The organism is Haloglomus litoreum, from assembly GCF_029338515.1.
Taxonomy (GTDB): domain Archaea; phylum Halobacteriota; class Halobacteria; order Halobacteriales; family Haloarculaceae; genus Haloglomus; species Haloglomus litoreum.
Window position 1 is genome coordinate 2,709,806 of the sequence record NZ_CP119988.1, and the last position, 22,611, is coordinate 2,732,416.

Annotated in this window: 12 protein-coding genes; 3 read left to right on the forward strand and 9 right to left on the reverse strand. The window is 70.3% G+C overall.

The window, feature by feature from the left end; all coding sequences use genetic code 11:
- The first annotated feature begins 254 nt into the window (after positions 1–254).
- Entirely contained in the window at positions 255–13,037 is a 12,783-nt protein-coding gene (locus P2T62_RS13435) for a NosD domain-containing protein (protein ID WP_276257590.1), read from the forward strand.
- A 72-nt stretch (positions 13,038–13,109) separates the two neighbouring features.
- Here the strand turns inward: P2T62_RS13435 and P2T62_RS13440 are convergent, their stop codons facing one another.
- Both P2T62_RS13440 and P2T62_RS13445 read right to left on the reverse strand, forming a co-directional pair.
- Positions 13,110–13,751, reverse strand: a complete 642-nt coding sequence (locus tag P2T62_RS13440) for a TlpA family protein disulfide reductase (RefSeq protein WP_276257591.1) — start codon at positions 13,749–13,751, stop codon at positions 13,110–13,112.
- A 136-nt stretch (positions 13,752–13,887) separates the two neighbouring features.
- Entirely contained in the window at positions 13,888–14,484 is a 597-nt protein-coding gene (locus P2T62_RS13445) for a DUF6149 family protein (protein WP_276257592.1), read from the reverse strand.
- Between the two features lie 164 nt (positions 14,485–14,648).
- On the opposite strand from P2T62_RS13445, the gene P2T62_RS13450 reads away from it, so the two are divergent.
- Positions 14,649–15,896, forward strand: a complete 1,248-nt coding sequence (locus tag P2T62_RS13450) for an NAD(P)/FAD-dependent oxidoreductase (protein WP_276257593.1) — start codon at positions 14,649–14,651, stop codon at positions 15,894–15,896.
- A gap of 108 nt (positions 15,897–16,004) precedes the next feature.
- The gene (locus P2T62_RS13455) at positions 16,005–16,712 is read left to right on the forward strand and encodes a class I SAM-dependent methyltransferase (RefSeq protein ID WP_276257594.1); all 708 of its coding nucleotides are present in this window, start codon (positions 16,005–16,007) and stop codon (positions 16,710–16,712) included.
- Positions 16,713–16,752: 40 nt separating this feature from the next.
- Here the strand turns inward: P2T62_RS13455 and P2T62_RS13460 are convergent, their stop codons facing one another.
- From P2T62_RS13460 to P2T62_RS13490, 7 genes are all read right to left on the reverse strand, one after another.
- Positions 16,753–17,025 (reverse strand): DUF5827 family protein, encoded by a 273-nt coding sequence (locus tag P2T62_RS13460; protein WP_276257595.1) that lies wholly within the window; start codon positions 17,023–17,025, stop codon positions 16,753–16,755.
- A gap of 68 nt (positions 17,026–17,093) precedes the next feature.
- Positions 17,094–17,711 (reverse strand): hypothetical protein, encoded by a 618-nt coding sequence (locus tag P2T62_RS13465; protein WP_276257596.1) that lies wholly within the window; start codon positions 17,709–17,711, stop codon positions 17,094–17,096.
- Between the two features lie 187 nt (positions 17,712–17,898).
- Positions 17,899–18,510 carry a superoxide dismutase gene (gene sod, locus P2T62_RS13470; protein WP_276257597.1) on the reverse strand — a complete coding sequence of 204 codons (612 nt, stop codon included), beginning with the start codon at positions 18,508–18,510 and terminating at the stop codon, positions 17,899–17,901.
- Positions 18,511–18,617: 107 nt separating this feature from the next.
- Positions 18,618–19,685, reverse strand: coding sequence for an MBL fold metallo-hydrolase (locus P2T62_RS13475; protein ID WP_276257598.1), 1,068 nt, complete (start codon positions 19,683–19,685; stop codon positions 18,618–18,620).
- Complete coding sequence (locus P2T62_RS13480) at positions 19,682–19,984, reverse strand: ubiquitin-like small modifier protein 1 (RefSeq protein ID WP_276257599.1); 303 nt, start codon at positions 19,982–19,984, stop codon at positions 19,682–19,684. Before P2T62_RS13480 ends, P2T62_RS13475 begins: the two co-directional genes overlap by 4 nt.
- A 78-nt stretch (positions 19,985–20,062) precedes the next feature.
- Positions 20,063–21,409, reverse strand: a complete 1,347-nt coding sequence (locus tag P2T62_RS13485) for an MFS transporter (RefSeq protein ID WP_276257600.1) — start codon at positions 21,407–21,409, stop codon at positions 20,063–20,065.
- A 102-nt stretch (positions 21,410–21,511) separates the two neighbouring features.
- Entirely contained in the window at positions 21,512–22,546 is a 1,035-nt protein-coding gene (locus tag P2T62_RS13490; RefSeq protein WP_276257601.1) for a twin-arginine translocation signal domain-containing protein, read from the reverse strand.
- Between the last annotated feature and the right edge of the window lie 65 nt (positions 22,547–22,611).

Below are 22,611 nucleotides of genomic sequence, written 5' to 3' on the forward strand. Positions count from 1 at the left end.
GTCGCCGACGGACTCGTCCTATCCTCGTCACGACACGCTCGACGGTGCGGAACCCGTATCCGGCATCCGGCGGCCCGGTGTGTGTAACTGGTACACAAACGTTATATCCTTTCTCGGCGACTGTTCGCGGTAGCAGCTGACGTTCCTGGGGTCCGAACTCAGCTATCCATAGAGCCATGAGTAATCGAATCCCGGGCAGAGGGGGAAGTGTCAGCGAACACGGACGGGCGGGTGGGCGCGACTGGCACGGGACCGTGAGTCGACTGTTCGTCGTCGTCGTCGCGGCGCTCCTCGTGACGGCGACGCTGGAACCGGTCGTCGTCGTGCGGGCTCAGAGCGGCAGCGCCGTCGGGGGACTCGGCGGCGCGTCGTCCGCCGATATCGATCCTCCGGGGGCCGAGGGAGCCCCACCCGACGCCGGCCAGCCGTCGGTCACGGGCGCGGTGACCGACTCGCTGACGCAGGTCGCCCCCGACAAGAGGGGGAACACCGGTCACGAGCCGTGGCTCTACCACCTCGAGGGGGTCGTCAACGCCGCCAACGGGAACCTCTACGTCTCGGCGGCGGACGCCGGAACCCGGGCGCGGGGCGGTGACATCCGGCTCGTCCGGTCGTACAACAGTCTCCGCAGCGGCGAGTACAGCCCGTTCGGCTTCGGCTGGACGCACAACTACGCGATGCGGCTCGTCACACGGTCGGACGGGACCGTCGTGTTCCTGGACGGCGACGGCTCGGCGCACACCTTCACGCCGTCGTCGGGTGGCTCCGGCTACGACGCGCCGCCCGGCGTCACCGCCCGACTCCGCGCTGCCGGGGCCGGGTTCACGCTCGACCGGCTGGACGGGCGGACCCTCCGGTTCGACGAGGATGGCGTCCTCCAGTCGCTCGAGGACCGCAACGGCAACCGGCTCACCCTCTCGTACACCGACGGCAACCTCACCAGCATCGCCGACGACTCCGGCAAGCGGCTCGAGTTGACCTACACCGCCGGCGGCTACATCAGCAGCGTGACCGACCCGCTCGGCCGGACGGTGGCGTACACCTACCGCGTCGGCGACCTCGTCTCGGTGACCGACCCGCTCGGCCGGGTGACCGAGTACGACTACTACGGCAACCACAAGCTCGCCGGCGAGACCCGACCCGGGGGCCAGCGGCGCTCGATCCACTACTACGACGGGTCCGACCGTGTTCGCTGCGTGAGTCCGGAGGCCGACTGCACGGAGTCCGGCGTCGTGTTCGGCTACGACGGCCCGAACGCGACCGCGACCGCCACGAGCGTCGTCAGCGGCGATCAGCAGGTCGTCACCCTCGATGCGCAGGGCAGTCCCGTCTCCATCACCGCTGGTGGCGAGTCCGTGACCGCGGTCTGGAACGCCGAGCGGAACCCCGTCGAACTCCGGAACAGGACGGGGACCTACACGTTCGAGTACGACGCCTACGGCAACGCCGTGGCGGTGACTGGGCCGAACGGGACGGTCCGGCAGGGGTGGACCACCGTCGATACCGCGGACCGCTACGTCTCGTTGCTGACCAGCCACACCGACCGTCGCGGTCGGACGACGACGTACGCGTACGACGACCGGGGGAACCGCATCTCGGAGACCGACCCGGCCGGTCGGACCCGGACCACCCGGTACGACGCCCAGGGCAACCCGGTCGCGGACACCGGTTTCGGCGGCCACACGACGATGTACACGTACGACACACACGGGTTCCGGACCGCGGTCGTCGACCCCGTCGGCCGGGCGACGAACTACACGTACGACGCCGTCGGCCGACGGCTCTCCGAGACGAACGATGCCGGCCACAGCTACAGCTTCGAGTACGACGCGGCCGACAACCTCGTCCGGCGGACCGACCCGCTCGGGGGTGTCACCCGAATCAGCTACGACATCGACGGCTACATGGACGAGGTGACCGACGCGACGGGCCGCAGTTTCAGCCCATGGCGGGAGTCCGCCGGTGTCGCCGGCTCCTTCCAGCGTGACGCGGCCGGCCGGGCCGTCGCCGCGACGACGGCCGACGGGACGATATCGGTCTCCCGGACCCTCGCGGCCGACCGGGTCGAGCGGCTCGTCTACGACTTCGGCGGACTCACCAGCGAGATCGACTACCAGTACGACACACACGGCCGGGTCACCGGGTTCTTCGGTCCCGGCGGTACCACGACGTACGAGTACGACGCCCTCGACCGGGTGACCCGCCTCGACGGCCCCTCCGGCGAGTGGGGCGAGTTCACCTACGACGGCGACGGACGCCTCGCGAGCGCGGCCTACGCGAACGGCGTCACGACGAACTACACGTACACGCCGGCCGGCGAGATCAGCCAGATCCTGACGGTCGGCCCTGCACGCTCGACAGCGACCGCCACACCAACGCCGACGCCGACCTCGACAGCCACACCAACGCCGACGCCGACCTCGACAGCCACACCAACGCCGACAGCGACCTCAACAGCTACGCCGACGCCCACACCGACCTCAACAGCTACGCCGACGCCCACACCGACCTCAACAGCTACGACGACGGCCACGGCCACGCCCACACCGACACCGACAGCGACAGCCACGCCCACACCGACGCCGACAGCGACACCGACGCCCACGGTTCTCGTGAACCGTACGTACCGGTACGACGGCGCGGGGAATCTCGTGGAACGTTCCGACGGGGGGGCGCTCACCAGCTACCGCTACGACGCGCGGAACCGGCTCCTCGGGGTGACGTACCCCTCCGGGAAGACGATCAACTACACCTACGACGCCGTCGGGAACCGGCTCACACGGTCGGTGAACGGCACCGTCGAACGGTACACGTACGTCGCAGGGAACCGGCTCGTTCGGGTCGGCACGACCGAGTACCGGTACGACGATGCGGGGAACCTCGTCGAGAAGCGCGTCGACGGCGAGGTGACGACCTACACCTACGGGGCCGGCGGCCGGCTCGAGACCGTCGCGCTCCCGGGTGGCGAGTCGGTCAGCTACCGGTACCTGCCGACGGGCGAGCGGATCAGCCGGACGACCGCGAGCGGAACGACCTACTACGCGTACGTCGGCAGCGACGTCGTCGCCGAGTACGACGACGGCGGTGCCCTCGTCCGCCGGTTCACGCACGCGCCCGGCGTCGACCGCCCGCTCGTCGTCGAGCAGGCCGGCACGGTCGCGTACCACCACCAGGACGCCCGCGGCGACGTCCTGGCGCTGACCAACGAGACCGGCGCCCCGGTCGGTTCCTACGAGTACTCGCCGTACGGTGCGTCGGCTGCCCCCCCGACGGCGACGCCGTACGGGTTCACCGGCCGGAGTTACGACGCGGCGACGGGCCTCTACTACAACCGGATGCGCTACTACGACCCCGAGACCGGTCGGTTCACGCGGCTCGACCCCATCGGCGTCGCCGGCGGCGCGAACATGTACCGCTACGCCAGCAACAACCCGCTCCGCTTTACCGATCCCACCGGCCTGCTGGACTGGTGGAACGGCGGCTGTTCCGGGAGCAGCGTCCAGCCGGGCGCGATCGACGTCACCATCGCCAAGCAGAGCTCGTGCAGCGGCGGCCTCAGCAACGGCGCGTCCGGGCAGGACTGTGATATCGAGGCGACCGTCACGGACATCGGGCTGTTCGCCGACGCGAAGGTCGTCTCCGCCGGTCTCGACTCGACTCCGCTCGTCACCCAGGGCCCGGCCTGCGGGGCCGGGCTCGCGGGGATCACGTTCTACTGTCTCGGCCCGCAGGCCGCCGTCGAAGCGGCCGGCGGTGTCACCGCCGGCATCGGCGGCTGCATCAGCCAGGGCGGGCTGGCGTCCGGCTTCCAGGGCAACGCTGGCGTCAGCATCGACGGTGGCGTCGGGGCCGGCCTCGGTCTCGCCCGGGTCATCACCATCGACTCCGTCGACTGTGACTGCGTGAAGACGGACCTCAACCCGAAGTACGCGGGCTGCAAGCAGTGCAAGGACGACGACGACCCCGACCGCCCGCCGGGCGGTGACCACCCCGACGACAACCACGACCTCTCGGTCGACGGCTACGACCGGGTCTACCCCGGCTTCGAATACGACCGGGGGGCGAGCGTCGCGGTGCTGGACCGGGGCTTCGTCGACGAGTTCACCGACTTCCTGGCCGCACGTGACGCGACGGCGGCCTCCGTCGATGTCCGCACCCCGGCGGCCGAACTCGCCCGCTACGACGTCATCGTCGTCCCGTCGGGCGGGCTCCTCGGGCTCCACTCGCTGGGCTCGTTCGAGGCGAAGCTCGACGACTACGTCGCCGACGGCGGGACGCTCGTCGTCCTGCCCCAGCAGCGCGGCTACGAGTACGACCCGGTCCCCGGCGAGCTGGCGGGCTACGGCTGGCTCGAGGACCAGAGCTGCCAGTACGGCTCCGTCGGCCTCACGACCTACTGTGCGGCCGTCGCCTCCGTCGGCTCGGAGACCGCCACCGTCAACGTCGACGGCTACTTCACGACCTGGCCGGACAACGCGACGGTGTTCCTCTCGCGGACGGTCAACGGGCAGCCCGCGATGCTCGCCTACGGCCACGGCGAGGGGCGCGTCCTCGCGACGACGACGTACAGCGACTGGGCGTTCGGCCACCACGCCTCGACCGCCAGCGGCCGGGCGTTGCTGTGGAACGTCATCCGGTGGTCGACCAGCCCCCACGACATCCAGACCGTCCAGCGGGGCGACCGCCTCTCGACGACCGCCGACGTCACCAGCTACGTCGCGGTCACGGCCGACGCGGTCCGGGTCGACTTCCGGGACAGCGCCGGCACGGTCGTGGGCTCACAGACGACGCGACTGCCGCTGGCCGGCTTCGCCAACACGACGGTCCCCGTCGCCTACGACGTGCCGGAGACGGCCCGTCTCGGCATCTGGGAACTCGAGTACGTCCTCCTGAACGACAGCTACGGCGAGGTCCAGCACGTCCGCGACATCGGCCGGTTCGCCGCGGGCGCGTTCGAGGACGGGTCGACCGGGCTGTTCACCTCCGAGGACATCACGTTCGCGGTGACCAGCGACGCCGAGCGGTACGCCAACGGCGGCAACGCGACGTTCCGCATCACGATCCGGAACGCGGGCGCCACCGACGAGACGGTCACCGCGTGGTGGTCGTACCCGCACAACTTCGGACGGGTGGACAACTCGCGGGTGATGTACGGTGCGCCGACGACGGTTCCCGGTGAGCGGAACAGCTGGCTCAACGAGACGGTGACCGTGCCCGCGGGCGGCGAGCGGATCATCACCCACGAGATCCCGGTCTACTCGTTCGACCGGCTGTGGGCGCAGTTCTACCGCGGCGACCGCGACTCCACGGAGTACCTCGGGCGAACCAGCCGCGGGTTCTTCTCGTTCCGCCCCGACGTCACCACGGACGTCGTGCTCGCGGCGGCCGAGTACCGCTGGGGCGACACGGTCGACGCGACGGTCCGGCTCGACGGCCGCAGCCAGGTGCGGACCGAGATTCGGGCGGTCGGCCCCGAGAGCACGCTCGTGTTCGACGACGAGGCCGTCTCCCGACTCCTCGAGAACCGGACGACCGTGCTGAACGTCTCGTTCGTGCTCCCGAGGAACGCCCCGCCGGGCGTCTACACCGTCGTCGCCGAGTCGTACGTCGGCGACCGGAAGGTCGGGTTCGACTCCGCGGGGTTCACCGTCCCCGACTCGCTCACCCGGACGGTCCCCGACCTGCCGGCGAGCGTCGAGAACGGGAGCCAGGTCGGGTTCACCGTCGTGAACTTCGGGCCGCGCCCGTCGAACACGACGCTCGACGTCGCGCTCCGGGCCCCCGACGGAACGGTCGTCTGGCGCGACAACGCCTCGCTCGCGCTCCCGGCCGACGACCGACGGTCGGTCACGTTCCCCGTCGAGACCGGTCCCGTCACCCTCGGCAGCTACGAACTCGTCTACACGACCACGCCGGAGTGGGAGTCCCCCGTGACCCGGCGGTACCAGCTCCCGAGCTCGTGGCTCCCGAGCGTTACGTTCGACCGGGCGTCGGCCGCGGCCCGTGAGCGCGTCACCGCGACCCTGACGCTGACGAACGACGGCCGCTTCGGCGCCCCCGTCCCGGTGACGGTCCAGGCCCCCACGGCGGGCTACGTCGACACTACCCGGCTCGACGTGGCTCCCGGAGCGAAAACGACCGTCCAGCACGCGTTCACGCTCCCGGCCGACGTCACCAGCGGTCCGGTCGACGTGACCGTCGCCGTCGGGCCCGGCGGGAGCGTCTCGCGGACGTTCGCGCTCCCCGTACCGCCGTCCGACCTGCGCCTCGGCCTCGGTGGGGACGGGCCCCACGCCGCCGGCGACCCGGTGCCCGTCGCGCTGACGAACGTCGGCGGCGTCGATACGGACGCGACCTGCCGGTTCGTCGTCACCGGTCCCCGAGGCGTCCGTGTCGACGAGCGCACCACCACGGTCGACCTCGAGGCCACCGCGACGGTCGAGCTGTCGGTCGCCCTGCCGGCGCAGGCGATCACCGGACGGTACTTCCTCGAGTCCACCTGCGAGGACGCGGGCACGGGCGAGACGACGACCCGGACCGAGACGTTCGACGTCACCGGCCTCGACGCCGACCTCGGGCTCTCGACCGACCGGACCGTCTACGACACCGGCGAGGACGTCACCGTCACGGTCACCATCGACAACCGGGACGGTGCCATCGAGAACGGCACGCTCCGGCTCGAGATCACCGACCCCGCCGTGAACGCCAGCCGGTCGCCGCTCCGGGCCACCTCGCAGGCGGTGGCGACCACCGGGTTCGTGCCGGCGGTGGCGCCGCCGGCCGCACCCGCGCTCGCACCCCCGACGACCATCACCGGCAACGTCACCGTCACCAACGACACCGTCTGGACCGACCGGGACCTCGTCGTCGACGGGTTCGTCGTCGTCGAGTCCGGCGGGAGTCTCACGCTCCAGAACACGACGCTCCGGTTCGCGATGGCGACCGACCTGGCCTCCGGGATCGAGGTCCGGGACGGCGGGACGCTCCGGGTGCTCGGCGGTTCGGAGATCGGGTCGACCGACCGGTTCGACTCGGTGTACTTCATCTCGAAGCGGGGGTCGACCCTGGAGCTGCGCGATTCGACGATCCGAGACGTCGGCCGGTCGACCGGCAGCTTCGTCCGGAACTACGGAGTCATCGTCAGCGCCGACGACGCGATCGTCGAGAACGTCACGTTCCGGGAGAACAACTACGCGCTCATCATCCACAACACGACGGGCGTCACGGTCCGGAACAGCCGCTTCGGCGAGTTCGACAACGTCGACGTCCGGTTCTCCAGCGGGACGGTCCTCGAGGGGAACACGTTCGCCCGGAGCGCGGACGTCCGGTTCTACTACGCGACCGACGGCGTGTTCGCCGACAACCTGGTCGAGGAGACGACCCTCGAGATCACCCAGTCGACCAACGTGACGGCGCGAGCCAACACCTTCAGCGACGACTTCGGCCTCGGCATCAACCTCCGTGACTCCGACCGGAACCACATCGCCGACAACAGCTTCACCAGCGGTGCGGTGTACGCGTTCCAGAGCGACAACAACCGCATCGTCAACAACACCGCGACGGTCGTCTCGCGTGAGGGGTTCGAGCTGCTCGAGGCCCACAACAACGTCCTGCAGGACAACACTGTCGAGGGTGCCGACGACGGCATCCGGATCCACCGGTCCACGAACACGACGCTCGTCGGGAACCGGATCAACGGCAGCGTCGAGGCCGGCGTCCGGTTCCTGGAGGCGGTCGACGTGACGATGCGGGACAACGTCATCACGAACGCGTCGCTGTCGGTCGACCGGCGGTTCGTCGGCACGCGCCCGCTGGTCAACTTCGTCCACGACATCGACACGAGCAACACGCTCGACGGGCGCCCGGTCTACTACCTGGTGGACTGGAGCGACGCGACCGTGCCGACCGGTGGCGGGGTCGTCTACCTCGTCAACGCGAGCCGCGTGACCGTCGCGGGGACGACCGGCGAGTCGGTCAACGTCGTCGCCTCGCGGAACGTGACCGTCCGCGACGGACTCGCCGAGGCGGGCACCTACGGTGTGTTCGTCCGCGAATCGACCGGGACGACCGTGACGGGCATGACCGTCCGGAACAACGTGGAGGGGATCACCATCCGCAACTCCGACTGGACGACCCTCACGGCGAACACGCTCGTCGACAACACCGACTACGGGATCGACGTCCACGGGCGGTTCAACACCGTCAACGTCGGCGCCGAGATCCGCGACAACGATGTCAGTGGCGACAACTTCGTCGAGGCCAGCATCCACGTCCAGTACATCGACGGCGACGTCGTCGTCGCCGACAACGACGCCTTCCGCGCCCGTGATGGCGGTATCCACATCGAGTCCGTGCCGGGCGTGACCGTCACGGACAACCGGATCACGGAGGGACAGTTCGGCGACGGCATCCTCATCACCAGAGAGCCCGGTGCGACCGTCCGCAACAACACGGTCGGGGGCGGCGTCACGGGCATCGAGCTCCAGGCGGCCGGCGACGGCCTCGTCGTCGGCAACACGGTCAACGGCTCCGCGTACGCCATCGAGGTCTCGAACGCCGACAACGTCACCGTCCGGGACAACGACGTCGCGAACACCACGCAGTTCGCGCTGCGGTTCGGGTCCACGACGAACACTATGGTGACCGGGAACGTCGTCCAGAACTCGGAGGGGAGTGGCCTCTACGCGACGGAGGTATCCACGTTCGTCCTCCGGGACAGCGAGTTCATCGACGTCGGTTTCGGTCGGTTCTCGCGCGTCGAACCCGGCATCGATATCCGGGGCGGCTCGTTCGGCCGCCGGAGCGACGATGTCACCGTCGGCAACGTCACCGTCGTCGCCGAGGGGACGGGCATCACGATGCGGGAGGTCGATACCGGGCTGTTCGACGGGAACGACCTCGCCGACACCGCCCTGGGCTTCGAGCTCCGCGACTCGACGGGGGTCGTGGTCCGGAACCACTCGCTCGGCACCGCGGGCTTCGACGTCGTCGGGTCCGGGCTCCGGTACTTCGCCCACGACATCGACGGCACCAACACGATCGCCGGTCGGCCCGTCGCCTACGAGCGCGACCTGACGGGGACGAGCGTCGACGGGCGCGGCCTCGGCCAGGTCTGGCTGGTCAACGCCACCGACGTCACGCTCGTCGGCGGCGGGGCAGCGGTCGCGGCCTACTCGCGGAACGTCACCATCGACAGGGTCGTCGCCACCGGACTCCGCGACGGTGTCGCCATCGACACCGTGGTGGACGCGACGGTCACGAACACGACGGTCCGGGACGCCGAGCACGGCGTCTACATCTACGGGTCCGTCGGGACGACCGTCGAGAACGTCACGGTCACGAACGCGACCTACGGGGTGTTGAACGACAGACAGGTCGGCGTCTCCGCGAACAACACCACCGTCGTCGACAGCACGTTCACCGACAACCGCTACGGGGTGTTCATCGCCGACGTCGGCGACGACTCGGTCGTCGCGACCAGCCTGTTCACCGGCAACGTCTACGGAGTGTTCGTCGACAACGCGGACGACGTCACCATCCGCGAGAACGAGGTCGCCGGCAACGAGTACGGCATCCGACTCGACCGCACGCAGCGGACGCTGGTGCGCCGGAACCTCGTGACCGACAGTCGCGTCGGAATGGACATCGACAACACCCGGTACCTGCTCGCGTACGACAACTACCTCGACAACCCGACCGGGAGCAACATCGCCGGATTCGGCCAGTTCGAGGACCGATGGAACGTCACGAAGACCCCCGGCGAGAACATCGTCGGCGGCCCGTTCCTCGGCGGGAACTTCTACCACGACTACCCGGGCGTCGACCTCGACGGTGACGGGCTGGGCGACACCGAACTCGGCTCGAACGGGTACTACCTCGGCGACTTCCACCCGCTCGTCCCCCCGGCCGACCGTGGCGCGCTCGTCTGGAGTGCCAACCGGACCGTCGACGTCCCCGCGGGGACCGTCGCGACGGTCACGGTCGTGGTTCCGGGGGCGGTGCTGACCGACGGGAAGCTGAAGCTCTCCGGCGAGCTGACCTCGACCTCGACCCAGACGGTCGCGATCGAGGACCCGCCGTTCTACGTGGTGGACGGCGACACCCTCCTCACGCTCGAGAGCGACGCCCGCCAGTACGAACCCGGCGACGTCGTTCGGATCAGCGGCGTCCTCGAGAACCGCGGCTCCGTCCAGCAGACGTACGCACTCTCGGTCACCGCCGACGGGACGACACTGGTCGACGAGTCACTCGTCCTCGGGGCCGGCGAGCAGCGGAGCTACACGACGGAGGTCACGGCGACCGGTGCCGGGACGGTCGACCTGCGAGCGACCGCCGGCGGCCTGACCATCGAGGACAGCGTCGAGGTAATCGTTCCGGACGTGTCGGCGACGCTCGACGTGCCCGACACGGTCGGGCGCGACCCGTTCGTCGCGGCGGTCGACGTGACCAACGAGGGCCGGATCGACGCGACGGTCGAGGTCGACCTCGCCGGGACGACCCGGACCGTGACGCTCACGCCGAACGAGACGGTACGGGTCGAGACGACACTCACCGCCGACGAGGACACGGTCGTCGAGGCGACGCTGACCGGTGACCTCGTGGCGACCCTCCGGCAGCCGGTGGCGTTCGGCGAGGCGGCGACGGTGACGCTCGCGCCCGCCTCGGTCTACGCGGCGGGCCCCGTCGAGGTGCCGTACACCGTCTCGAACACCGGCTCGCTCCCCGCCACGTTCGACACGACCTTCACGGTCGACGGCCGGACCCGGACGCTGTCGGTGTACCTCTCGCCCGGCGATGCGACGACCGGGAGCGTCGTGTTCGACCTGCCGGCCGGCAACTACACCGTCGACGCGACGTCACCGCTCGCCACCGCGTCGGCACCGCTCCGGGTCGCAGAGCCCGATCAGGTGGCGCTCACGGCTGTCGCCGCGGACGAGCCGGCGAACGGCAACCTGTCGGTGAACGTGACGCTGCGGAACGTCGGCCCGAACGAGGTCGACGGCGGACTCCGCGTCGACGCGACGGTGGCCGCCACGACCGTCCCGTTCACGCTCGCGCCCGGCGAGACGCTCGACCGGGTCGTCACCATCGACATCCCCGAGGGGGTGGCGCCCGGCGTCCGGAACGTCACCGCCGAGGCCGAGGTCGGCGGCGAGACGCTGGCGACCGCGACGGACACGTTCGCCGTCCTCGGCCCGCGACTCGCGCTCGAATCAGGTCCCGGCGTCGTGACGACCGGCGTCGGCCAGGGGGCGCAGCTGAACCTCACGCTCGTCAACACCGGCAGCTACGAGGGCTCGACCACGGTCGCCGTGACCATCCCGGGCATCTTCGAGGGGAGCGAGCAGGTCTGGCTCGCGCCGGGCGAGCGGCGGACGGTGCCCGTCCGGTTCGAGGTGCCGCCGGACCTCCTCGCCGGGCGGTACCCCGTCGAGTACAGCGCGGCCGGCACCGCGGGCACCACCGACCTCGCCGTCGAGGGGCTCGAGGTGAGCGTTGACGCGTCCCTCGACGCCCCCCTGTACACCGACGGCGACACCGCACGGCTCACAATCGACGTCCAGAACGAACGGCCGATCGCGGGGGCGCTGCTGTCACGTGTCCAGTACAACGGCTACGACGAGGTCCAGACGTTCGACCTCGCGGGCGGGGCCGCCACCACGCTGACGTTCGACATCCCGGTCCAGCCCGGCACCGACCGGAAGGCCCTGTACAGCGTGTACGCCGCCTCCGGCCGGTCGCTGTACCTCGACGGGACGTACCTCTACCGGGCGGATCCGAACGTGAGCCTCTACACCGACGCGCAGGTGTACGACGTCGGCGACACCGTCACCATCAGCGTGGACCCGACGACGTCGGGCCCGCTCGACGTGTACGGTCCCGGATTCACCTGGAGCGGTACCGTGAGCGGGCCCCGCGAGCTCTCGTTCACCGTCCCGCCGCTCCGCTCGGGGAGCTACAACGTCGTCTACACCTTCGCGAACGTCACCCGGTCGTACCCCTTCGACGTCGACGGCTACACCGCGCTGGTGCAGGAGGCCGAACTCGACAGGGGGGCGTACGCCCCCGGTGACGACCTCGCGCTGGCGCTCGACGTGAACGCGAGCCGCGCGGTGCCGGTCACGGTCGACGCGCGGGTCTCGAACGGGTCGGCCACCCGGCTCGGCGTGACGAGTACGCGGGCGAATCTCGCAGCCGGCCGGAACCAGCTGGCGGTGAACCTGTCGCTCCCGGACGACGCGAGGGGCATCAACGCCGTCGTCTACGACATCTACGCCGACGAGACGACACCGATCCTGCTGGCGTCCGGGTCGGAGTACTTCGACGTCGACCGGGCGGCGACGACCCTCGCCCCCACGGCCGCGTTCGGGTACGAGCCGTCCGCGCCGGTCGCCGGCGACACCGTCGCCTTCGACGCCGGCGGATCGACCGACCCCGACGGCCGCCTCGTCGCGTACGCGTGGGACTTCGACGACGACGGCACCACCGACGCCACCGGCCGGACACCGCCGTACGTCTTCGCCGCGGCGGGCGACTTCCCCGTCACGCTTACCGTCACCGACGACGACGGCCTGACGGACACCGCGACGAGGACGATCACGGTTGCAGCCGCCCCCGGTTCGGGCGGCAGTGGCAGCAGCGGCAGCGGCAGCGGCAGCAGCGGCAGCAGCGGCAATGGTGGCGGCGGTTCCGGTGGCGACGACACCCCGACGCCGACGGCCACCCCGGCGCCCGTGACCCCGACACCCGTGACCGCCACTCCGGCGCCCGTGACGCCGGCGCCCGTGACCCCGACGCCCGCGACGCCGACACTCACCCCGACGCCGGTGACCGCCACCCCGACGCCGGCGACGCAGACGGCGACGGCCACCACGACGCCCACGACTCGGACGCCGACACTCACCCCGACGCCGACACCGCTCCCGGATCCGACCGGAACGGGGACGCCAACCGACGCCGCCGGGCCGGGGTTCGGCGTGGCGGTTGCCGTGCTGGCCGCGCTCCTGTTCGCGCTGTACGCACGGCGCCGTCGCTGAGGGCTTCGGTCGGACTTTTTCGATTCGCGTGACTACGTGGAGGGTTCCGGCGTGATTTTGCGAGTCGCGTGACTACGCCGACGATTCGTCGTGAGCCAGTGCCGCCTCGACGGCCCCGACGAGGCGCTGCTCGCCGGTGTAGCCGACGTGGCGGAACGTCTCGGTGCCGTCGGCGGCGAGCACGATGATGGTCGGCAGTCGCGTCACGCGGAACTGCTGGGTCGCGGTCAGTGCCGGGTCGATGGCGACCGGCCAGCTCCCGCCGTGGGTCTCCCAGTACGCCACGACCCCGCGGTGGTCCGGCTCCTGGGTGATCGAGACCAGGAGGACGCTTCCGCCGTCGAACCGCCGCCTGACCGCCGCGAGGTTCGGCATCTCGGCCTCACAGGGTGGACACCAGGTCGCGAAGAAGTCGAGCAGCACCACCTTCCCGGGCGGGGCCACGTCGAGCGGGCCGCCGGGGGAGCCAGGGGCCGTGAGCGTCGGCAACGCGAGCCGGGACGCCGCCGGTGTCGGCGGCTCGGTCCCGTCCGGCGTCGCGGACGTCGCTCCGCTGGCGACCGGCGTCGCGGACCGCCCGGATGTTGCCGGGGTCGGGGTCGGGGTCGACTCCGCCGGCCGCGTCGCCTTCCCGGCACAGCCCGCCATCGCGACCGCTGCGAGCGCACCGGTCGTCGCGAGGAACCGGCGACGGCTGGGTCGAGCGGTCGTCATAGATTCCATATATTTCGCCGCCGAGAGCTTGAATCTTCCTGCGAGGGAACTGTCTCTTGGGGCGGCCGAGCAGCAACCAGCCATCTGGACCGAGGGAACCCGGAACGAGTGACATCCGGCGACGGCGACGGCAGGTTCAGTCCGCGCTGGCCCCCTCGTCGTCGACGCCGGGCGCCTCCGACGGGTCGACGTCCTCGGGTTCGTCGGTCCCGCGACCCTTCAGCAGGCCGTCGGGCGTCTCGACGTAGACGTCGTCGGCGAACCCCTCGATGGCGTTCTCGTACTCGGGGTCCTCCAGCTTCTCCGGCGTGGCCGGGGCCTCGGCCACGCCCGTCGGCGGCGTGAACTCGCCGAGCGGGTCGTCGATGGTGATGCCGTGCTCGGAGAAGAACGCCTCGTAGCGACGGTAGTGGTCCTCCAGTTCGTCGGCCGGGATCTCCATCATCTCCGTCCAGCCGTGGTTGAAGAAGTCGAAGTTGGCCTGGATGTGCGTGATCTCCCGGGCCTCGGCCTCCGGGTAGCCCGCCTCCAGGGCCGCTACGTAGGTGTCCATCGTGGCGTCGAAGAAGTCATCCAGATGGAGCCGTCGGACCTCGTGGTTGGCCTCGTCGGTCTTGCCCAGGAAGATCTCCGTGTGCATATCCACGAGTTTGTCGTTGACCCGTGGTCCGATGACGGGAGTCGTCAGGGCCTTCTTCGCCGCCCAGTGGCGCACGTTCTGACGGATCTTCATACCGGGAACGAGGGGCCGGAGACGCTTCAACCCCCCGACGCTCGCATCGACTGCCGGCTCGCCGGAGCGCCCGGGAGCGTCGGGCGCCGCGGAACTGTCACGTATCTTCATCCGGAATCACGACGATGGCAACCCCTATTTGCCGGGCTTGCTAAGCCCCCGTTATGACAACGTCGCACGTCATCATCGGCGACGGCATCGCGGGGTCGTCCGCCGCCGAGACCATCCGGGAGGAGGACCCGGACGCGGACGTGACGGTGATCACGGACGAGGGGGAGGCCCTCTACAACCGCATCCTCATCAAGGAGTTCGCGAAGGGCAAGCTCCCGGAGGCGCCGATCTCCATCCACGACGAGGGCTGGTACGAGGAGCGCGACATCGACCTCGAACTGAACACGTACGTCACGGACATCGACACGGAGGCCCACGAACTCCACACCCACGAGAGCGGGACCTACGAGTACGACAAACTGCTCGTGGCGACGGGTGGCACGCCGACCCAGCTGCCGGTCGACAACAGTGACGCCGATGGCGTCCACCACTTCTGGACGTTCCAGGACGCGCGGGCCATCAAGGAACACGCCGAGGAGGCCGAGACGGGCATCGTCGTCGGCGCCGGCCTGCTGGGGATCGACCTCGCGGCAATCTGCGCCGCCCAGGACATCGAGGGGAAGTACCTGATGCGGGGTGACTGCTGGTGGCGCTACGCCCTCTCGCCCGAGGGCGCGGAGATCATCCACGACGCGCTCCGCGAGCGCGACGTCGAGCCGGTCTTCCAGTCCGGCGTCGACAAGTTCGAGGTGGACGACGACGGCGTCGCCATCGGGGCGACCGACCCGAACGGCGACTTCTACGAGGGTGACTTCGTCGGCGTCGCCATCGGGCTGGACTTCAACACGGAGTTCCTCCGCGGGTCCGGGCTGGACCTCGACAACGGCGTCGTCGTCGACGAGTACATGCAGACGAACGTCGAGGACGTGTACGCCGCGGGGGACATCACGCAGTTCCACGACCTCATCCTCGGCGAGCGCGCGCAGAACGGCGCCTGGGGCTCGGCCAAGGAGCAGGGGAGCATCGCCGCCCAGAACATGGTCGCCGACGAGGCCGCCGAGGAGTTCCGCTGGGTCTCCTCGTACTCCATCACGCACTTCGACTTCCCCTTCCTCTCCTTCGGTCACCCGACGCTGGGCGACGACTTCGTCGAGCGCAAGTACTCCGACACGGAGTGGCGGCGCGTCGCACTCAAGGACGGCAAGGTCATCGGCGGTGTCCTCATCGGCGACCTCGCCCCGCAGTCGAAGCTCAAACAGCTCGCACGCGAACAGCGCGACGTCTCCGGGCAGGAGGAGGTCCTGCTCGCGGAGACCATCGACCTCGACGAACTCGACACGCCCGCTGCCGAGGCGGAGTAACGACCGCCGACCCCCGTCGCGGCGAGCCCATCGTGGCGACCCCACCACCCGCCGCCCGCGACCGCGTTCCAGTACCGTTTTATCCACGCGCCGGGGAGCCACAGGGACGTGAAGGGACGCGAGTGGTACCAGTCCGACGACGTGGCCGACGCGTACGAGGACAAGCGGTTCTCGAACGGTGGCCGCCTCATCGACGACCGCGAGAAGGAGGCGGTACTGGACGCGCTCGGCCCCGTGGAGGGAAAGCACGTACTGGAGGTCGCCTGTGGCACCGGGCGCTTCACCTCGTTGCTGGCCGACCACGGCGCCGACATCGTCGGGCTGGACATCTCCCCGGCGATGCTGAAGCAGGGGCGCGAGAAGGCCCAGGAGATCGGGGTCGACGACACGCTCGAGTACATGCGTGCCGACGCCGCCCGACTGCCGTTCCCGGACGACCATTTCGACGCGGTGCTGGCGATGCGCTTCTTCCATCTCGCGGACCGCCCCGCCTCCTTCCTCTCGGAGATGGCCCGCGTCTCCCGGAACCAGGTCTTCTTCGACACGTTCAAGCGGTTCTCCTTCCGCTCGATCTACAACTTCGCGCTCCCGATGGGGTCGCGCCTCTACTCGACCGCAGAGGTCGAGCGGCTGCTGCAGGGCGCCGGCCTCCAGCTCGAGCGCTCGGACCACGACTTCGTCCTCCCGTACGGCTTCTACCGGCAGGTCCCCAGCGAGATCGCCGGGGCCTTCCGGGAGATCGACACGGCGCTGGTGCGGACGCCCATCGGTCGACAGCTCGCGTCGGTCTCCTACTGGGACGCGCGGGTGTCGTGAGCCCGATGACTCCGGCGCCCGCCAGGGGCGGCGCGGCGGCTCACTCCCCGACCTTCAGGCCGTAGTAGCCCGGCTGCGAGTCGTGCTCGGGCTCGGCGAAGACGAACTGCTGCTGGTTGTAGACGAGCCAGGGGATGGCCCAGTCCAGCAGGACGTTCTCCGTCTCGACGTCGAGTTCCTCGTCGAGCGGCACCCCCTGCAGGAGCCGGGCGATCTCGTAGACGGTGTAGAGCCGGTTCGCGTCGAGCACCTCGTCGGGCTCGCGGAAGGCCAGGTCGCGCAGGTCGTCGAACGAGTCGCGGGGACGTGGCATACCCGGACGTGCGCGAGCACGGGGTAAACGGTTGCGGGTCGCCGGGGCCAGGAACGAAGCCCTGCACCTCACCCGGAGAACGGCTCGAAGTCCCTGACCGCGAGGTCGACCGTGGGGCGGAGCGTCCCCTCCGGCGTCGCCTCCCCGAGGCGGGTGTTGTCCACGACGAAGTGGTGGGTCCCCGGACGAAGTGGCCTGTTCACCTCGGCCCGGCCGGGGGCCCCGACGACGGAGTGCCAGCCCGAGGCGTGCGGGCAGTCGGCGTGCCGGCCGTCGTCGTGGTCGTGGTCGGGGCCCGAGCGAGTGCCGAACCGGCACCCGCCGGCGGCCATGCCACCGTTCCCCCGGTCACCAGCCTCCGGGCCAGTCTCGTCGTCGGGGGCACCCCGGTCGTCGCCGCCCCAGCCACCGGCTCCGCGGACGACCCGTCGGTAGACGCCGAACTCCTCGGGGGGCGACTGTCCCCCGAACAGCAGCACGTCGAAGGACCGGTCGGCGGCCACCTCGTACTGCAGGTTGAACTGCTTCCCGGGCCCGTCCAGTTGCAGCGGTTCGTGGAAGTACTCGCCGCTCGGGATTTCGAGGGTGGCAGAGACGCTATGCAATCTCTCCCGCTGGAACGTACAGCCCCCGAGCGCGGCCGCACCTCCTGACGCCAGCGCGCCGAGGAAGGTACGTCGATCCATCACCGCACCGTTCGTCGTGGACGGGGTTGCATCGACAGCCGAACAGTTCGGTGGTTCTTGATGGCGCCAGCGCACCAGGCCGCCGAGGGCAGGCGAGGTTGCTGGTCGGGTCGGCAGCGCGGCCGCTGGGGGAGTGGTCGCGAAAGAAAGCGAAGGTGTGGGCCGTCGCAGCCGGATCGTCGCCGGCCTACTCGAACAGGTCGATGACCGTCTGGTACTGCTCCTCGCAGTACTCCCAGTCGACGTGGTCGAGGAAGCCCTCGATGAAGCTGCCACGGTCCGGGCCGTAGTCGTAGTAGTAGGAGTGCTCCCACACGTCAAGCGCGATGATGGGGTGACTGCCCCACAGCGCGCCCTGGTCGTGCTTGTCCACCACGACGTTCCGGAGCTGGTTGGCGACGGGGTCGTACACCGTCAGGGCCCAGCCGCCCGCGGCGCCCGCGGCGGCCTTGAACTCGCCCTTCCAGCCCTCGAACGAGCCGAAGTCCTCCTCGATGCGGTCCGCGAGGTCACCGGACGGCTCGCCGCCGCCGTTCGGCGACATGTTCTCCCAGAAGTGGTGGTGGAGGTAGTGTCCACTCCCGTTGTGGGTCACGCTCCGCATCGCGCTGCCCGAGGAGCCGAAGTCACCGCTGGAGCGGTTCTCGGCCAGCGTCTCCTCCGCGGAGTCGAGCCCGTTGACGTAGCCGTTGTGGTGCGTGTCGTGGTGCCACGTCAGCACCTGTTCGTCGAGGAACGGCTCCAGTGCGTCGTAATCGTACGGCAGGTCGGGAAGTTCGGGGTTGGAACGTTCGGGCATGCTATATCACCAGTCGGGTACACTCTCGGCTCCGGGTTAAACGTTGAGGCGCCGGAAGAAACGTGGCCGGTCGTGGGGAATCCGGGGCCGAGAATCGGACGGATACCCTATCCAGGCCCGGGAATCGCGTCCGGCCGGAGGGCGCGGTCGGCCACGTCCGGGAACAGGCCGTCCAGGTCCGCCTCCGTATCGACGAGCGCGTACTCGTGGCCGTCGTCGCCGGGGGCACGCTCGACGATGCCGGCCTCGGCGAGGTGGTGCAGGTGCGCGTAGGCCTCGCCCGGCCCGTGCAGGATGTGGATGGACGAGAGCGCGCCGAACAGGTGGGCCGAGACCGTCCACGGGTCGGCGGGCCCGGAGTCCCGGAGGAAGTCGACGATCTTCCCGGTGCGCTCGCGGTGGTGGACGACGATGTCCGCCGCCCGACCGACGGGGTCGACGATGACGCCCCGGTGGCCCGGCCAGGCCCGCGTGTAGCCCGTCCGGACCACGTCGGCGAGCGTCTCCAGGTAGTCCGCGAGCGGCGTATCGACCCGGGTGTCGGCACCGCCGACGTTCGGCGTGTAGTACGGCAGGAGCGCGTCCCCGCTGAACAGTTCGCGCCCGTCACGGCCGTCGAAGGCGTACCCCGTCAGGCCGGCCGCGTGCCCCGGTAGGTGGACAGCCTCGACCTCGATGGCGCCCGCATCGAACGTCGCGCCGCCGACGAACGGCTCCACGTCGGGCGTCTCGCCGGCCCCCCCCTCGCCCATCTCCATGAACGCGAGCAGTTCCTCGCGCTTGTCGTCGGGCATCCCCCACTCGTCGACGAGCCGTTCGAGCGTCTCGCGGGACTCGGCCTCGGCCTCCGGGGTGCCCTCGATGAGGTCGGCGTCGGCCTCGTGGGCCCGGACGACGCAGTCGCTCTCGGCCTGGATGGCCCCCGCCAGCCCGACGTGGTCCATATGCCAGTGCGTGAGGAGGACCTGGTCGATGTCCTCGAAGGCCAGGCCGTAGTCGGCCAGCCCCTCCCGGAGTTCGGCCTCCGTATCCGGCATCGCGATGCCGGTGTCGACCAGGGTCGTCGGCCCGGCATCCGTGTCCGCACCGAGGACGTAGCAGTTGTTCTGCCCCTCGAAGGCGTTGTTGCCGAGCTGTACCTGGCCCAGTTCGAACCCGAGCGCGGGGTCGGTCATCGCGAGCCCCCGGAGACGGACGGCGCGACGGTCACGCGGTCGTCCGGTGCCAGTTCCGTGTCGGCGCCATCGAGGTCGCGGATGGGGACCTCGTTGCGCGAGACGTTGATGTGGGGCCGGAGCCGGCCCTCGCTCGTGAACAGCAGCGAGTGCAGGTCCGGGTGGTCCGTCGCCACCGCCCGCAGCGCATCGTTCACCGTCGTCCCCGCCTCGACCGACCAGGGGAGCGTCTTCTCGCCGACCGCGTCGCGGACGGTGGCGTAGAACTCGAACGTCACCGTCGCGTCGTCGCCTGCCATGCACTCGCCGACGAACGGCGCCGTGAAAGGCTTGACCCCCAGGCCGGGGGCAGCATCGTGGGTGTCGGACCGGGTGGGTTAGTCCTGCGCGACCGCCGCGGGTTCCTCACCGTCCCCCGACACCGTCCCCGTCCCGAGGGTCTCCTCGACCTGCGTGACGACGATGACGAGCGCGAGCAGCGAGAGGGCAGCGCCGAACGCGAACGGGGCGACCAGGCCGTAGGAGTAGAGGAAGCCGGAGACGAGCGGGCCGAACGCGACCCCCAGCCCGAACGCCATCGTCAGCACCGAGAGGGTCGTTCCGGACTGCCCCTCGCGGGCGAGGTCGCCGGCGACCGCCAGGCCGGGGGCGAAGACCATCGCGACCGCGACGCCCTGCAGCAGCCGGGCGACGAGCATCAGTCCAGGACCGGCGAGCGTCCCGGGCGTCGTGAACACCGGGACGAGTCCCTGGGCGAGGACCGACGGGACCAGCACCGCGAAGCCGGCGACGAGGAACGGCCGCCGGCCGTACTCGTCGGCCCAGTTCCCGATGGGCACCTGCAGGATGACGTTGGCGGCGATGACCGCGGAGAACTGGAGGCCGAACAGGGTCGACCCCTGCCCGAGCGCGGTGTTGATGGGCTCCTGCAGCGTCGCGAACAGCGCGATGGTCAGCGCCATGAACAGGGTGGCGACGCCGACCGCGAACACGGTGTCCAGGCCGCCGTCGGGGTCGAACACGTTGACCGACAGGTTGTCGGCGGCGTCGGCGTCCGCCCGTGGCGGCTCGTCGACGAGCCAGACGACCAGGCCGAACGAGACGACCGCCCCGATGACCGCGATGGCGAAGGCGGCGTTGAACCCCGAGAGGACGACGCTCCCGAGGACGTACTGGGTGACGGTGTCGCTGCCGAAGCCGCCCGCGATGACGATGCCGGCCACGATGGGGCCGAAGCCGAACCCGATGAGGCGGAAGGTGTTGAACACGCCGAAGTTCCCCCCGCGCTCGCTGTCGCTCTGTGCGTAGTCGTTGACCAGCGCGACCGTCGCGGGCACCGTGAGTGCCGCCCCCAGCCCCTGGAAGGCCCGGACGAGCAGGATGGCGGCGTACGACTCGACGAACGGGTAGGCCGCGCTCGCCACGCCGAACACGACCAGGCCGCCGAGGATGAACGGCCGCCGTGCCCCGACGCGGTCGGAGATGCGGCCCGTGACGGGCTGGCCGAAGCTGTTGAGGAAGCCGAACAGCGACAGGACGAGCCCGATGAGGAACTCCTCGGTCAGGGTGAAGCCGAGCACCTGCCCGCCGACGATGCCGTCGATGGCGATCTGCCCGCTCGCGATGTAGAGGGGGAGGACGATGATGAGGAAGGAGTTGCCGAGCGCGTCGGCCATGCGGGCCATGGCCAGGGCGAGCACGCGTCGGTCGGTCCCGAGAACCATTTGCCACGAGTTCGGACGGCGGCCGTTTGACGCTTTGCATCCGCGGTCTCGAAGCAAGTGACACGGGTGTTACCGGGCGTAGCGGTGGGATGACCGCTCCGCTCAGAGTCCCGGGAGCCGGTCACGGAAGTCCGTCCACACCGCCTGGGGCGAGACGGTCGTCCGGACGACCACCGAGCGGCCGCCCGGGCCGAGCCGGACCCCGACGACGCCGCTGTCGGGGCTCCCGGACTCGCTGGTCAGCTTCCGGACGGCGGCCTGGAGGTTCTCGTCCTCGGCGATGGAACGGGGGTCGTAGACGAAGACGAACGAGGTGAGCGTGGCGTTCTCGGCGAAGCGCAGGCCGACACCGACCGCCTGCAGGTCGTCGACGGTCGCCGCGAGCGTGGGCCACTCCTCGGGGATGGCGCCCGCCAGTCGCTCGGCCAGCCCCTCGTCGAACGCGACGCCACCCGACACCGGTGGGGGCTCCAGCGGCGACGCGTTGAGCGCCCGGCCGACCGCCCGCAGGTCGGGGTCCGCGCCGGTGACGGTGTCGGACTCACCGGCGGCGCCGGCACGCACCATCGCCGCCACGGCGTCGACGGCCTCCCCCTCTGGCGCGAGCAGGCCGCCCGCGACGGCCCGGTCCTCGCCCACGGCCAGCCCCAGCGTCCCTCGCGCGGTCACGTCCTCGCGCTGGATCCGTGCGAGGAACCCCGGCGCGTAGCCGAACAACCGGTGGTCGGCCACGGGGTCGTACTCGGTGACGCTCCCGCGGGTGAACTCCCGCACCACCGGTCGCGGTTCGATATCGCCGGTGAACGCGACCGTCGTCCCCATCGTCGTCAGCCCCTCCGTCCCGAACCCGAGCGCCGTCACCCGTCGGAGGTCGGCCAGGTCGACCGAGGAGACGCCCCGGTCGAACGAGGTGGCCGTCGCCACCCACTCCTCGGGTAACTGCTCGCGGCGCTCCCACGCCGCCGGCACGTCCACCGACAGGTAGGCCTGCCAGGGGAACGGCTGTCCGAGGGCCGTCCCGGGGTCGTACAGCCACCGCTCGGCGGGCGGCTCGCCGACCGACGCCGAACAGCCCGCCAGCCCGACGGCTGCCGCTGTCGCGCCGACCGTCGCCAGGAACCGCCGCCGGGAGGGCATCGTGTGCGGGAGTTGGCAATCGACCGATAAATACTCCGTGGCATCGCCCGCCAGCGCCCGTCGAA

Coding starts and splice junctions, on each gene's coding strand:
- sod (WP_276257597.1), bottom strand. CDS start 18,510: ATGCCCGAACGTTCCAACCCCGAACTTCCCGACCTGCCGTACGATTAC.
- P2T62_RS13465 (WP_276257596.1), bottom strand. CDS start 17,711: ATGGATCGACGTACCTTCCTCGGCGCGCTGGCGTCAGGAGGTGCGGCC.
- P2T62_RS13480 (WP_276257599.1), bottom strand. CDS start 19,984: ATGGCAGGCGACGACGCGACGGTGACGTTCGAGTTCTACGCCACCGTC.
- P2T62_RS13490 (WP_276257601.1), bottom strand. CDS start 22,546: ATGCCCTCCCGGCGGCGGTTCCTGGCGACGGTCGGCGCGACAGCGGCA.
- P2T62_RS13445 (WP_276257592.1), bottom strand. CDS start 14,484: ATGAAGATCCGTCAGAACGTGCGCCACTGGGCGGCGAAGAAGGCCCTG.
- P2T62_RS13460 (WP_276257595.1), bottom strand. CDS start 17,025: ATGCCACGTCCCCGCGACTCGTTCGACGACCTGCGCGACCTGGCCTTC.
- P2T62_RS13485 (WP_276257600.1), bottom strand. CDS start 21,409: ATGGTTCTCGGGACCGACCGACGCGTGCTCGCCCTGGCCATGGCCCGC.
- P2T62_RS13440 (WP_276257591.1), bottom strand. CDS start 13,751: ATGACGACCGCTCGACCCAGCCGTCGCCGGTTCCTCGCGACGACCGGT.
- P2T62_RS13450 (WP_276257593.1), top strand. CDS start 14,649: ATGACAACGTCGCACGTCATCATCGGCGACGGCATCGCGGGGTCGTCC.
- P2T62_RS13475 (WP_276257598.1), bottom strand. CDS start 19,685: ATGACCGACCCCGCGCTCGGGTTCGAACTGGGCCAGGTACAGCTCGGC.